The 13484-nt window shown below is 57.9% G+C and carries 16 protein-coding genes; all 16 read right to left on the bottom strand.

What is annotated here, in order from left to right; all coding sequences use genetic code 11:
* Positions 1–153 precede the first annotated feature (153 nt).
* Complete coding sequence (locus tag V3596_RS21625) at positions 154–657, bottom strand: HNH endonuclease (protein ID WP_334279913.1); 504 nt, start codon at positions 655–657, stop codon at positions 154–156.
* Between the two features lie 439 nt (positions 658–1096).
* Positions 1097–1561 carry a DMP19 family protein gene (locus tag V3596_RS21620; RefSeq protein WP_334279912.1) on the bottom strand — a complete coding sequence of 155 codons (465 nt, stop codon included), beginning with the start codon at positions 1559–1561 and terminating at the stop codon, positions 1097–1099.
* Positions 1562–1634: 73 nt separating this feature from the next.
* Complete coding sequence (locus V3596_RS21615) at positions 1635–1904, bottom strand: hypothetical protein (protein ID WP_334279911.1); 270 nt, start codon at positions 1902–1904, stop codon at positions 1635–1637.
* A gap of 898 nt (positions 1905–2802) precedes the next feature.
* On the bottom strand, positions 2803–3102 hold the full coding sequence (locus tag V3596_RS21610; RefSeq protein WP_334279910.1) for a hypothetical protein: 300 nt from the start codon (positions 3100–3102) through the stop codon (positions 2803–2805).
* 64 nt (positions 3103–3166) lie between these two features.
* Positions 3167–3661 carry a hypothetical protein gene (locus tag V3596_RS21605; protein WP_334279909.1) on the bottom strand — a complete coding sequence of 165 codons (495 nt, stop codon included), beginning with the start codon at positions 3659–3661 and terminating at the stop codon, positions 3167–3169.
* A gap of 968 nt (positions 3662–4629) precedes the next feature.
* A complete protein-coding gene (locus tag V3596_RS21600; RefSeq protein ID WP_334279908.1) occupies positions 4630–4911 on the bottom strand; it encodes a hypothetical protein in 282 nt (93 codons plus the stop codon).
* A 140-nt stretch (positions 4912–5051) separates the two neighbouring features.
* Positions 5052–5486, bottom strand: coding sequence for a hypothetical protein (locus V3596_RS21595; RefSeq protein ID WP_334279907.1), 435 nt, complete (start codon positions 5484–5486; stop codon positions 5052–5054).
* Positions 5487–5561: 75 nt separating this feature from the next.
* A complete protein-coding gene (locus V3596_RS21590; protein ID WP_334279906.1) occupies positions 5562–6017 on the bottom strand; it encodes a hypothetical protein in 456 nt (151 codons plus the stop codon).
* 109 nt (positions 6018–6126) lie between these two features.
* On the bottom strand, positions 6127–6513 hold the full coding sequence (locus V3596_RS21585) for a lysozyme inhibitor LprI family protein (protein ID WP_334279905.1): 387 nt from the start codon (positions 6511–6513) through the stop codon (positions 6127–6129).
* 1059 nt (positions 6514–7572) lie between these two features.
* Entirely contained in the window at positions 7573–7980 is a 408-nt protein-coding gene (locus tag V3596_RS21580) for a hypothetical protein (protein ID WP_334279904.1), read from the bottom strand.
* 540 nt (positions 7981–8520) lie between these two features.
* Entirely contained in the window at positions 8521–8793 is a 273-nt protein-coding gene (locus tag V3596_RS21575) for a hypothetical protein (protein WP_334279903.1), read from the bottom strand.
* A gap of 1702 nt (positions 8794–10495) precedes the next feature.
* Positions 10496–10825 carry a hypothetical protein gene (locus V3596_RS21570; protein ID WP_334279902.1) on the bottom strand — a complete coding sequence of 110 codons (330 nt, stop codon included), beginning with the start codon at positions 10823–10825 and terminating at the stop codon, positions 10496–10498.
* Positions 10826–10895: 70 nt separating this feature from the next.
* Complete coding sequence (locus V3596_RS21565; protein WP_334279901.1) at positions 10896–11447, bottom strand: HEPN domain-containing protein; 552 nt, start codon at positions 11445–11447, stop codon at positions 10896–10898.
* 87 nt (positions 11448–11534) lie between these two features.
* A complete protein-coding gene (locus tag V3596_RS21560; protein ID WP_334279900.1) occupies positions 11535–11780 on the bottom strand; it encodes a hypothetical protein in 246 nt (81 codons plus the stop codon).
* Between the two features lie 78 nt (positions 11781–11858).
* A complete protein-coding gene (locus V3596_RS21555) occupies positions 11859–12590 on the bottom strand; it encodes a hypothetical protein (RefSeq protein ID WP_334279899.1) in 732 nt (243 codons plus the stop codon).
* A gap of 14 nt (positions 12591–12604) precedes the next feature.
* Complete coding sequence (locus tag V3596_RS21550; RefSeq protein ID WP_334279898.1) at positions 12605–13219, bottom strand: hypothetical protein; 615 nt, start codon at positions 13217–13219, stop codon at positions 12605–12607.
* Positions 13220–13484 lie beyond the last annotated feature (265 nt).

Below are 13484 nucleotides of genomic sequence, written 5' to 3'. Positions count from 1 at the left end.
AATTGCTGTGACCAATAGATGCGCTTCGAACATGCTCACCCCCTCGGTTCAAGAGCGTCAGATCGTGCCATAACTCAATGCTTCCGTGCAGCCTAACGTTGAAGCTGAGCCGCGAGCGGCGGCCTGCCGACGCGAGTCGGCTCGAGCGACTGGTTAGCCAGCTCGCTGTGGCAGAGCATATGAGACCTTCTGGTCGTCAACCACGACGTAGCCCTTGGCGACCAGCGCCTCGAATAGGTACTCAACTTCTTGTTCAGTGAGTTTCTTATGGAACACCGCAGAAATGGTGTTTTGCAATGTTCCGACTTTCCGTGGCCGCGCCGAGCCTCGCTTCTGCAGATCCGCCAAGACCGCAAAGATTCGTTCCTCGTCTGGGCCCACCAATGCTGCGCCATCGATTTGATTGGAGTTCCGGGACTTCGGGCACGAAAACGGCCCGCGCTGATTCAGGACGACTCGAAGCTTCTCTTTGATCGAGAGGCTGCCGAGTGCTGAGTTCACCGCCTTGCAGCAAGCGACGCAGTTGTCATCGCCATTGGTTCCACCGTTGGCACTCGCCACCAAATGCTCCACGCTCGCTTCGCCATCAGGGATTGATTGCTGGCAGAAGAAGCAGCGTTGCCCTTGCAGGAATAGCAATCTTTCGAGTTGTTTCATAGAGATGGCTAACGTTGAAGCTGAGCCGCGAGCGGCGGCTTGCCGACGCGAGTCGGCTCGAGCGACTGGTTAGGCAGATTCATGCGAAACCGCCTGCTGCAATCTTGGCAATGGCGACCTCGCGTGGGACAACTTCGCAGGACCATCGATAAGACGAGTACAAGAACAGTGTTCCTTCGCGATCTGTCACTTTCGCCTGTAGTACGAATACCGTACCAAGCGGATACGCATCCCGGATCCGCCTAGAGAACTCAACTTTCATATCCGTAGGCAACCCCTGGTTCGGGAGCGGGCGAGCTCGAATCGAAGCGGAAGATGGATCGCCAGCGTTCCTGAACGTCTCAATCGCCACAAGTCGGTACGCGCCCATCATGCTGCCTAACGTTGAAGCTGAGCCGCGAGCGGCGGCCTGCCGACGCGAGTCGGCTCGAGCGACAGGTTAGCCATCATTTCTCTCCAAGTAGGCCTCCATGCTCTTCTCAAGGCCGATCCCCTCTTCGTAGATCAGATTTGCTACCTCGTCATCAAGCTCAGAGAACGGATCTTCTGCATCTGGATCCATCTCAGCATGGCGCTCAAGTGCCTCTTCCCGAACTCCTCGATCTCTAGGATAGACAGGACCAAACCAAGACATCGCGTGTTCGACCTTCTCCGCAAGGATTGGCATCTTCACCATACGGCAAGCAGCAACAGCTTCGGGAGCGAGCACGCCGGTGCTGTTGGAGAAGAACTGGCTCAGACCACCATTCAGCACCTCGGCCTGAAGCCAAAACGCGCAAAACGAGATTCGATGAGCAACGGAAGCAGTTTCGTAGCTAGCGAGGAAGGCTTCCGGACCGTCGTAAATGGAAATTTCGTTCGGCGGAATTTCGCTGAACGGCCAAAGATGGTGATGGTTCTTCATGATGGCTAACGTTGAAGCTGAGCCGCGAGCGGAGGCTTGCCGACGCGAGTCGGCTCGAGCGACTGGTTGGGCGTCATTGCGTAAATATGTCTGCGGCAGCGAACGAAACGACCAGAGCAACGGCCGCCCAGAACGAGACTCTGAGCTTGCGCGCGACAACAATGCCGCACGCAACCACAGCAGCATCTGGACAGTTCATAAAGTCACCGTTCCGGAGTAACCGGTACTGCTCACGCTGAAACGCATTGAGACCACCGTCGTCCTGTGTCTTCTTGTCCGCATTCTCACCAGTCTTGCCCGTGGCTGCAGCAACCATCTCGCAGTACGAAAAGAACTGAAACATGGTGGGAACTGCATATGCGGCGTACACGAGCCCGCCTACGACCCCAACGATCGCTGGAGCATTACTCATTGCCGTCCTTGAAGCACAAGAGTGCCTCCGGAGCTTTCGAACGCATGCAAGCAATTCGCATCTGGTGACGCCCAACGATGAAGCTAACCGGACCGAGGCGGCCTGCCGCCGCGGGTCCGGTTGAGCGGCTGGTTGTGCAGAGCCACTTCGAAGCATCGGCCCCTGCGAACGCCAGATGCTAAACGGAGCAACACCCACGTGGAAGAAGGCTGAGGCGACAGGCTGGTTCTTGACCATGCGGACCGCCGCGCCAAAAGAAGCGAATGCCGCCCGACCTCGGCCACACGGCCACGACGCTTGGCGCCACGCGGAGCTGCGGCGGGCAACGAACTGCGCCCGTCCGTGCCACGAGGAGAACTCGTACCTCCGCAAGCAGCCCACTGCTTCTGACGCGAACGACGAACCATCCTCACTTGCTCTACCGGCAGCCTGCTGCACAACGTTGAAGCTGAGCCGCGAGCGGAGGCTTGCCGACGCGAGTCGGCTCGAGCGACAGGTTAGGCCGCACCGTCAGCCTGCCATTCGAAGAGTTCCGAAAAGTCATGGAAGCAAGTCTGGCACACCCAGCGATACCTATCCGATGTGGCATACCCGCACGAGACTGCGTCTGCTGATCCTTCGCTCATGAATTTCGTGAAACAGAATTCGCAATGATCGTGATCGTTCTCTTTGGACGATGGCACGTACGGCTGCCACTTGAGCTTGGCCTTCTTTAGGTAACCGAGCTGATTGGTCAGTCGCCAGTCATCTGCTTCGCGCATGTGAGGCCTAACGTTGAAGCTGAGCCGCGAGCGGCGGCTTGCCGACGCGAGTCGGCTCGAGCGACTGGTTAGGCCAGGCGCTCATTGACAGACTCCCGCCAGGACAAAAGAAGACGAGCAATCTCCAAGTCGTGCTCCGGCCTGGCTGAAAGTCCCATACGCTGCGTTGCGATGGAGCATAGCTCTGCAGCGATTGCAGATTCTTCTGCTCTATCTCGGACCAAGGCAAAGACCTTTGGCAAGTAGCCGTAGTACTCGTCTCGGGCTTCCGGCGTACCTGCAACTCCAATGGGATCCCAGACGTAGTGCAGGACTTCGTCAACGGCTCGATAAAGCGCCAGATCCTGCGCAGAGAGTTTTTGTCCCATGGCCTAACGTTGAAGCTGAGCCGCGAGCGGCGGCCTGCCGACGCGAGTCGGCTCGAGCGACTGGTTAGGCCGCACCGCTCGAACCGCTCGACAGATCTTTAGAGAGCTTTGCAACAGCGACGTCTAGCGAATCATGCATAGGCAGAGCATGCAATCTACGCGCCACAAGGAAATCGCGTGCGGCGCTGTACTTCTCGGCAGTTTCCAAGTTTGAGAATGGCTGCTCCATGAAATGATGAACGACTTCATTTCTATAGTCGACGAGAGTCCTCCAATAGCTCTCGAATTCGTCGAGCCGCTCAGCGGTGGTCTTCTCGTGTAACCGCTTCATCAGACCTCCCAGTGTCTCCTTTGAGTCGATAAAAATTCGCCAGTTGAGGTTTCCATTTCTGAGATAAGTTCGTCCAGTGCGAGGATCTACTAAAAATGGCAAGAGCGCCTTCAGTTGCAACTCGATTCGCTGATATACGTTCAAGCACAGGCCCAACTCAGCAAATAGCAACTCCATCTGACGCGGCGTCGGCTGCCAATCAGATGGCGGTCGGGAATTCGATGCCATTGCATGCGGCCTAACGGTGAAGGTAAGGGGCGGCCCACGGCGGCACGGCCTGCGCAAGGCGGACCACCGGCGCCCGCCGTGGGACGTCCCACTTGACCGGCAGGTTGTGCAGAGCCACTTCGAAGAATAGGCCGCTGCGAACGCGAGATGCTAGCCGGAGCCACACCCACGTGGCAGACGGCTGAGGCGACAGGCTGGTTCTTGAACATGCGGGCCGCCCGCGCCAAGAGAAGCGATGAACGCCCGACTTGGCCACACGGCCACGAGTGCTGGCGCTACGCGGCGCAGCGACGGCGATCGAGGAGCGCCAAACCGCGCCACCAGGAGAATTTGTGCCTCCGCAAACGGCCCACTGGCTCTGGCGCGAACGACGGACCATCCTCACTTGCTCTCCAAGCTGCCTGATGCACAACGTTGAAGCTGAGCCGCGAGCGGCGGCTTGCCGACGCGAGTCGGCTCGAGCGACTGGTTAGGGCACAGGCCTTGGCAAACCAGGAACCTAGCCAGAACCGGCTGACGAAATTGCGAGCCTAGGCCCAAGAGCCGCGTGCCGCGACGGGAAGAACCCGGCCGGCCACGAACAGCAGCGCCAGCCACCATGTGGCCTTGCAGCGTGCTGCGTGCATTCGGATTTGAGCGGCCTGGCCGGCGTGGGAGCGCAACGACTCGGGCACGGCCTCGCGCAGACCACTCAACAAACTGACTGCCAGGCGCAGCACTGCAGCGCGAAGCGCTAGCAACCAACATGCAAGGAATGATGGCCGAAGGCACAGCGGTCGAGGCTGTTCTCGCGGCCGACGCAGAACCTAGCCACGCCGCCATTGCCTTTGAATTCAGCAGCCTGGCTCGGAGCGAGCCGCCTGGACCGCACTGGTGCATTTCTCTTCCCTGTGCCCTAACGTTGAAGCTGAGCCGCGAGCGGCGGCTTGCCGACGCGAGTCGGCTCGAGCGACTGGTTAGGGCGCACTTCAAACTGCATCTCTGATGTGCTCCACGTAAAGAGTTTGCAGGTCATACATGCGCCGCTCCACAGGCCCGAAGTCAAGCTCGGACCTATAGACGCCGAAGCTGGGACGAAATGAGCCCGGCAGCTTTCCCTCCTCTGCCAAAGTCAGCCAAGTACGGACATTTAGGAGCGCCACTTCGGCGTTGGGATAGCTCACGTCATGCCTCGCAATTGCCGCCTCAAGCTCAACCACGACTTCAGTAGCAAGGACTTTGAAGGTCTCAATTGCATCAGATGTTTGCATCCGATCAGTGGGCCTACGGAAGAGACGGGAAACCAAGGACATGAGTTCTTTGAAGTAGCGAGGAGAGCGCCTGTGCTCCCTAACGTTGAAGCTGAGCCGCGAGCGGCGGCCTGCCGACGCGAGTCGGCTCGAGCGACAGGTTAGGGGGCAACTTTGGAAAAACGCTTTGGCCCCGAAACCGACGAACTGACAATGAACTTTGCATCTTGCGGTGTGAGTTGAAGCAGGCAGCCGGATGCGCAGAATTCTCCATTGCCTCTGGGGTGTAGCTCATGGTGGATAACCATGCCGTCACGGACGAACGCCAGCAAATAGCTGCCTTCGCCAACGCCGGTTGGGTAGGTGCTCGCGCATTGCGCCCATGTCGCAGGTAGCGCGCCGCAAACCTGTTCGCGCAACGAGTAGGGACTGAACACGAAGGCCTGGTTCCACTCAAAGGAGGTGAGCTTCTTCAGCTCGAAGCTCTTAGACTTCGCCGCCTCGGCAGCAACGCGATCAGAGACGCTGCTTCCCATCGAGCAACTGGCCAAAGCGGCAAGAGCCATCAGACCGACGAAGTAGCTGGTCCAGCGCATTTGCACCCTAACGTTGAAGCTGAGCCGCGAGCGGCGGCTTGCCGACGCGAGTCGGCTCGAGCGACTGGTTAGGGATCATTTCCCAACCTCTCTTTCGATGGCGTCGAGGTAGCTTTCCCACCACCCAATGCAGTCTCGCAGAACTTCACGCTGGTCCTTTCCAGCGTATGGGCCACTGTTCATAACGTAGTGGTGTTCGACCGGAATTGCAGCGCCCGGGCTTACGGTAACGCCTTGCCCAGCACCGATATCGTATTCATGAACGATGCTATGTCGCTCCATATCAATGAACGACCAGAAGATCGCTGGCTCAGGCTTTGTGGCACTTAGGGCCGCCCACGCCTTATCAATTGCGGCTTTATGCGCAGGGCTGCGCTTGGAGTCAACGGCCGCCAGCACGTACCCGACAGTCCGCATGAGCACTACCGCAGCAACCCAGCGTCGACGCCAGGCGCGGCCCTGCACACCACCGCCAATTTCATCTACGGCACCGCGACAGTCTTCAAGTACCTCACGCGCTGCGACGGTCATTCGCGGGATCCCTAACGTTGAAGCTGAGCCGCGAGCGGCGGCTTGCCGACGCGAGTCGGCTCGAGCGACTGGTTAGGCCGGCTGCGGCAATAGCGAACAAAGCCTGTTTTCACTGCAAGCCTTCTAGATAGCTCAACCGAGAACGACCGAGCTCAAGCTTGCAGAACGCTGCGGCCGCCGGTGCACCCGTACCGCTGCCAAATGAGAGGCTTCTGAAGTTGCATTCGGCTTCCTGAAACTTCTGCCACTTGGCCTGCGAGGACTCAAACGCTGGCGCAAGCTTTACGACCGGCTCTTGAACATCTTGCTTCCGCAGAAGCGCGGAAACGCGAGCGACTTGCAGAGAGATGCTCCTTTCCAGCGCTTCGACTTCGCGACCCAAGCAAATGTTCTTCTCAATAGTATTGGCCGATTGCAAGCACGGCATCGACTCAGCGTCGTGCGCTTGTGCAGATGCGGCAGGAATCGCGATGGCAAGTACGAGCACGTATTTCATGCTGGCCTAACGTTGAAGCTGAGCCGCGAGCGGCGGCCTGCCGACGCGAGTCGGCTCGAGCGACAGGTTAGGCTGCATCTTGCGACTCCAACCAGGCGAACAGTGGCGCCGCCAATGAATTGGTACCGCTGAAACTGCGCCAAAGCCCCGCACGCTCCAGCACGCCACGCTCAGCGACGCCAACATGAAACTGGCCGCGATCTCGGACGACCGAGAAGGTGAGCGTCCCGCGAGAGAACGTGGCCTCGAAGTTTCCGAACGACGCAGACTCTTCGCAATGAGTAGGTAGTGCGCCACGAGCAGCGAGCCCTTGAACCAGTGAGCCAAGGGCATGAAGAACGGATGTCGGCAGTGAAATGTTCGTCACGTGCGGCCTAACGTTGAAGCTGAGCCGCGAGCGGCGGCTTGCCGACGCGAGTCGGCTCGAGCGACTGGTTAGACCACACTTCTTTCAGCGCGGCCCTTCCTAGCCTTCCATTCGGACCAAAAAAGACCCCAGCCCTCAATGTCGAAGTCACCTTCCAGGTCAGCCTTCGGCTCGCACTCTGCATAAAAGCTCTCCACTTGTCGGACTAGCCCTAGAACAGCTGTCCTCCACTCAGCCTGCGACACACTGGCTTCTCGTTCATCGCAGGTTAGGAGAACTCTATCGCCCACGTGCCGCACAAAGACGTCTGTCCCTGTATTGCAGCCCATGCAACTCACCTTGTACCTACCTTGCGCAGGAAACATGTTGAAGCCACAGCAAGGGAATAGCCAATTGCCTTCTGCAACCGAACGTTCTGGAGTGTGGTCGTCCTCAACCGTTCGCAGCAGGTAGAGACAGGCGGCTGAAACCGTAATGTCTGCCTCACCAGTTCTGTACAGAACATCTCCGTCCACAGTCAGCTCGATCCGCCCATGGGCGCACTGATCGGTCGGATCTTCGGCTTGGCCGTTGATCCATGTCAGATTCGTCGCCTTCAGAAGAAGCATTTGTGTGGTCTAACGTTGAAGCTGAGCCGCGAGCGGAGGCTTGCCGCCGCGAGTCGGCTCGAGCGACTGGTTAGGTTGCCACATTCACTCGTACCCCCGCCCAATGTTGACCCCGCAAGGATCAACCAAGTCTGCCGCATCGAAAAGGTCATTGATATGTGCCCCCTTGCGCTTCTCCGGAGGAACAACAAACCAAGTACCACGCTTCGTCAAGAGTTCAGTCCTACCATCTTCGCCTCCAAGAAGAAACTCCACGTAGCCACGCAAAATCATTCTCTTTGCCTCGGTCCTGTCGATCTTCATTCGCTTCCCGCTCATGGGAGGCAGCTTGTCCTTGGCACGTTTCATGTGCCACATGTACTCATCAACGATAGCGTCAGGATCTGAGCTTCTGCGGCTCACAATCCAATCGGCCTCCTGCTCCTTCTCCGTAAATGCGAGCATGCCGATCTTCAGCCGGCATGATTCAACTGCCTGGGCCTTCTGTGCCATTGCAGGAATGCAGGCAAATGTCGCGGCCACTAGAACGACAAGTCTGTGCATTGGCAACCTAACGATGAAGGTAAGGGGCGGCCCACGGCGGCACGGCCTGCGCAAGGCGGACCACCGGCACCCGCCGTGGGACGTCCCGCTTGACCGGCAGGTTGTGCAGAGCCACTTCGAAGCATCGGCGGTAGCGAACGCGGGATGCCAACCGGAGCAACACCCACGTGGCAGACGGCTGGGGCGCCTGGCTGGTTCTTGACCATGCGGCCCGGCGCGCAAAGAGAACGATGCCGCGCCCAACCTTGGCCACGCGGCCACGACGATTGGCGCCACTTGGACCAGCAGCGGCGACCGAACTGTGCCAAGCCGCGCCACAAAGAGAACTGCGGCCTAGGCAATTGGCCGAGCGCTGCTCACGCGTAAGACGAACCATCCTCACTTGGACTCCCGGCAGCCAGATGCACAACGTTGAAGCTGAGCCGCGAGCGGAGGCTTGCCGACGCGAGTCGGCTCGAGCGACAGGTTAGGTGTGTGCCGTGGCATGACCTAGCCCTGCTTTGCATTGAGCGAAAGAATGCGTTCGATCTCGGAAGGTGGAACTTCCGAAACTACCTTGCTGAGCATCGCGGGCGTGAACTCGCTACTGAAATAGAACGAGTTCATTTGTTCGTCTCCCGGCTCAGCCAACGAGACACAGATGCACTCAAAGCCGCGTTCGACAAAGAAGTCATCGAAATAGTCGAAGAGCTCGCGATCACCAACCGCAACGATGGTGTGCTCATCGGTCGCTGTGACAGAGATCTTCGCAGTGCAGTTCATGGATTTGCATACACCTAACGTTGAAGCTGAGCCGCGAGCGGCGGCTTGCCGACGCGAGTCGGCTCGAGCGACTGGTTAGGGCTCAACTGGTTTCGCATCCGGGCGCCTCATGTTCGGAAATACCTCTACCCCCACGCTCACACCCAATTTGGCAGCCAAATGCATAGCGTCTGGCTCGAGACTGCAACCCAAGTTCACAGTGCCGGGCAGATTGACTATGACAGCTAGGCTCCCACCCGTCGCGTTGAGCTCCTCAGCGAACCCATCTCTAGTTTGAATCCAATCTAGGACGTCGCGTACTTCTTCAAAGAAGTACCTTTTGCCCGTTGTGCATGATTCGCGCGACCACGTCGTTTCAGTCTTTCCGCCTTCACCGGCGCTCCAACCGTAGTCCGGCTCTTCGGCAAGGCGCTTGGAGATTTCAGCGACGGGCCACGACGGGTGCTTAATCAGCACACGAATGCCATAGAACTCGGATTTCACACTAGTGGAAGTCATCCGCCTCTTCTCTTGAGCCCTAACGTTGAAGCTGAGCCGCGAGCGGCGGCTTGCCGACGCGAGTCGGCTCGAGCGACTGGTTAGGCAAGAACGCCGGGATAAACATTTGTATCTTTGCCAAGGGAAAGGTCCCTAGTTTCCGATTTGAATGGATCCCGAAAGCAGAAGCCGGTGAATCTATGTGCGACAACTGCAGCGGGAATGGCTTCGCCGCAGAGGTTTTCAGATGGCCCAGGACTCGGTCGCCTAAACAACGGTGGACAGTGATCCTGAAGCTCAGGGTCAGCCGTGGCAAGAACGTTAAGAACATAGTAGGGCTTCCCCTTCACTTCCGCGAAGAACCTGTACTCGGCACAGCCTGGCGCTACTGCCTCAAAGAGCGCGACTGCACGGGCCGACATCAAGGGACAAAGCTCCTTCCAGAGAAGGACGTCTGGCAGTCCGTATGAAACTCCGCGAATCTCATGCGGCGGAGCTATCCAGCCGTCAGGCAAGGGAGTTCCGTTGAAGTGGTCTATGAAGTAGTCGCGCGGAAACGCCCCACTCTGAACGGACGGGCGCCGCTTCGAGCTTGCGACGAGCTTGTAGATGGCCCGATCTTTCATTCTTGCCTAACGTTGAAGCTGAGCCGCGAGCGGCGGCCTGCCGACGCGAGTCGGCTCGAGCGACTGGTTAGCCAGCTGCAATGCGGAACTGGACTGTTCGTGATTCACTAGTTCGCTACCAACTGATAGACGCCAGTTACGGCCCACCGGCCAGCGCGATCTCGGAACGTGAAGAGGTAGTCAATGCGATCGCAGAATAGCGTGGCATCAGGCATAGAAGGGATCGACGTAGCTTGGAAGTGCAGTTTGCGCTTCACTGAATTGGACTTTGCAAGGCATTCCCTAAGAGTCTTGAAGTCCGCCGGCAGCAAAGCAATGTCTGCGCCGCACGCTTGCCTCTTTGCGGAAACAGCACCTACGGCTCGAATGCACATGTGAAATGCTTCTATGGCTTCAGAAAGCTGGCGTTCTTTCGCAGTCAGTTCCGCGCCGCTCGCGCCGATCCACGTAATCAGTAGCAGCGTGGCAGCCAAAGCGGCACGCGATCTCGCGCTGCAAGTGCGGAATTGGGCAGTAGGCACGGCGAATCGACAGATGGCTAACGTTGAAGCTGAGCCGCGAGCGGCGGCTTGCCGACGCGAGTCGGCTCGAGCGACAGGTTAGGCCTCATTTTCGGCATCGCTGTCTTCATATTCCTCGCGTGACCAAGGATGCTCGGGCGATTCTCGATAAGCCATCCATCCGTCCGGCAAATCGGCAAGCTGAACAAGTGTGGGGTCTCGTTCAACCATGCAGCCAAGACAGACAACCTTCGCATCTTCTGATGCATTGGTAGTACCGCACATGAACTGCCAGTCTCCATCGTGGTCGTGATAGACCTCAAGGATAGGAAGTGACGCATCCAGAACTCGAATCGTCGTGAACGAAGCAGTGTTGATTGGCGCGCGAAACGGCCAGGTAGATTCGTCGAAACTGTGTGCGTGGCTCATCGATGAGGCCTAACGTTGAAGCTGAGCCGCGAGCGGCGGCTTGCCGACGCGAGTCGGCTCGAGCGACTGGTTAGGCGTCATGCGCAAGATATACCTCATTGAATCTGTTCCAAAGTTTCAAGAAGTTGTCCCAGTCCAGGGCGCCATTCTGCCGAAGCACGCTGAAGCTGCTGTTGCCTAAGCGAACCTTTGTAGTCAAGGTCTGCTGCGCAAGAACTCTGGTCTTCTCAAATATCGGCTCAGTCTTTGGTACCGGGTAACGTCCGTCCCAGATGACGTACTCAGTCAGAACGCTAAGGAGCTGTGATTGCTCAGCCGAAACATCGAGGGCCGCCTGTTTCGACAGCTCGATCAGGTTATGAGTCTGCTTGGGCTCGTTGCCACGCTGGACAATGATTGCCTTCAGCAGAAGTTCTGTCGACATGCCACACAGCATTCGGAAGACGGCCGGGCATGCGACCTCGAATGAGTACCAATCAGGAAGTCCAAGAGCGTCTCGCTCTCTTCCATCGGTGCTGCCCATACCGAGCCACACAAGCCCAGCCGCACCGAGCAAATCATTGGACTTGTTGCGCCAGTACGTTGCCGTGGATTTTCTTCGAGTGAAGGCAGACTCGGACATTCTGTGACGCCTAACGTTGAAGCTGAGCCGCGAGCGGCGGCTTGCCGACGCGAGTCGGCTCGAGCGACTGGTTAGGCATCGGGTTTTCTATGCCTGCACCCAGACGACTTCACCGGGATGGTGTTCCTGGATCGTAGCAACAGCGCCTTCAATCGCGACGCTGTCTTCACGCCTAATCTCGAAATTGAAATCAGAAACATCGAGTCCATCAGCTCTCAATGAGCTCAACTCTTCTGCAGAGAGAACGCCTGCGCCAACCCATAGACTGACTCCCGACGCGTCAATCCGTGCGAAATCTTCATAGCCAGAACGCGTGATTGCGAGGAAGACCATCGGTCGATGCCTAACGTTGAAGCTGAGCCGCGAGCGGCGGCTTGCCGACGCGAGTCGGCTCGAGCGACTGGTTAGGCGTCATTGCAGTACTCGTACGAATTCTGCAAGCAGCACATCAACGTCTGCGCGGAAATCGACTTGGGCTTCATTAGGCAATGTTTCAGATTTTCGAATTTGCACGTGAAGATGTGCGTCCGCGATGTGTTTCATCGAACCATGCAGGTGCTGCATTGAGCCTCTGAAGGATTTGGCTCCTGCATAGTTGTTCGCGACTTCACCAAAGTTTGTGCATCCAAAAACGGGCGGCACATGATCTGTCACTGCGCGCACCAACATCGCCACGCTCATGTGACAGCGCTGAGCATGTGCCGCATTCAGTTCTTCGAGCAACCGCACCAACCGGGTGACGTCCCATTTCGCGGAAGCTAACGCCCGGACTTCTGCCAAGCGGGAGGGGCTCACATACGTCGGGTCGTCAGCCTTCACCTTTGCTGCAGCGTGCGCAGGCTTGCGCCGGATCTGATTGACACCACCCTCGACAATCGCGCGAGAGGACCTAACAGCAGCCATTGAAGGTCCGCCAAGGTACCCGCCTGATCCCTGATTGATGGTCAGAAGTAGGTTTGTAGAAAAGTCATTCAGCAATCCGAGCTCGTGATCGAGGATGGCCTTCGCTTCAATCGAGAGTCGTTTGAATTCGGCCTCCTCGGCGACCGCCAGATGTAGGCCAAGCGTCCTTGAGTCCACAAACTTTGACTCAAGCGCCTCCATGGCCGAAGCAATTTTCAGAAGATCAGCATCGGTAGACATGTTGCCTTTGAAGCCTAACGTTGAAGCTGTGCCGCGAGCGGCGGCTTGCCGACGCGAGTCGGCTCGAGCGACTGGTTAGGCCCGGCGCTCACGACTGCCCTTGGCGGACGTTTTGGCTTTGGTACCTGACGCCCATGAGACCGAAGAAGCGCCACATCTTCATCGCCGCCTTGATTCATAGGCCTCGACCTTGAGCAATACTCCAACTCGAATGGCTCGTCTGCATACTCGTAGATCAGCCAAGACTTTGAGAGCGAGGCTGCAATTGGTGGGCCTACGTAGCCTGGCTTTGGAAGCGCCTCAAGCCAAATTGGATTGTTTCGGACGCTCGCTCCACAGACGCCCATCCCGACCGTTGATCTGACTCGAACAACGTCACCAGCACGCCTCTTGCCTTTAAAGACTTCCGCGACGACAAACTGAACGTCTTCAAGATAGTCGCCACTCCCGATAGGGGCAATTTCTGAAGACAGCTTGACTGTCGTCCACTCCGCTACGTAGATAGCCTTTGCCATGGCATATGACTTCTCGAATTTCCTGAACTCAGGAGCACACGAGCAGGCCCAGGCCGAACTCACTATTCCCAGCGAGAGCGCTATGAGTCCAACTACTCGGATCATGATCTGCATTCAAGGCCTAACGGTGAAGGTAAGGGGCGGCCCACGGCGGCACGGCCTGCGCAAGGCGGACCACCGGCGCCCGCCGTGGGACGTCCCACTTGACCGGCAGGTTGTGCAGAGCCACTTCGAAGAATAGGCCGCTGCGAACGCGAGATGCTAGCCGGAGCCACACCCACGTGGCAGACGGCTGAGGCGACAGGCTGGTTCTTGAACATGCGGGCCGCCCGCGCCAAGAGAAGCGATGAACGCCCGACTTGGCCACACGGCCACGAGT

The organism is Roseateles microcysteis (assembly GCF_036880965.1).
Taxonomy (GTDB): domain Bacteria; phylum Pseudomonadota; class Gammaproteobacteria; order Burkholderiales; family Burkholderiaceae_C; genus JAUASW01.
The sequence above is the reverse complement of the archived record's forward strand: the minus strand, read 5'-3'. Positions and strand labels throughout refer to the sequence as shown.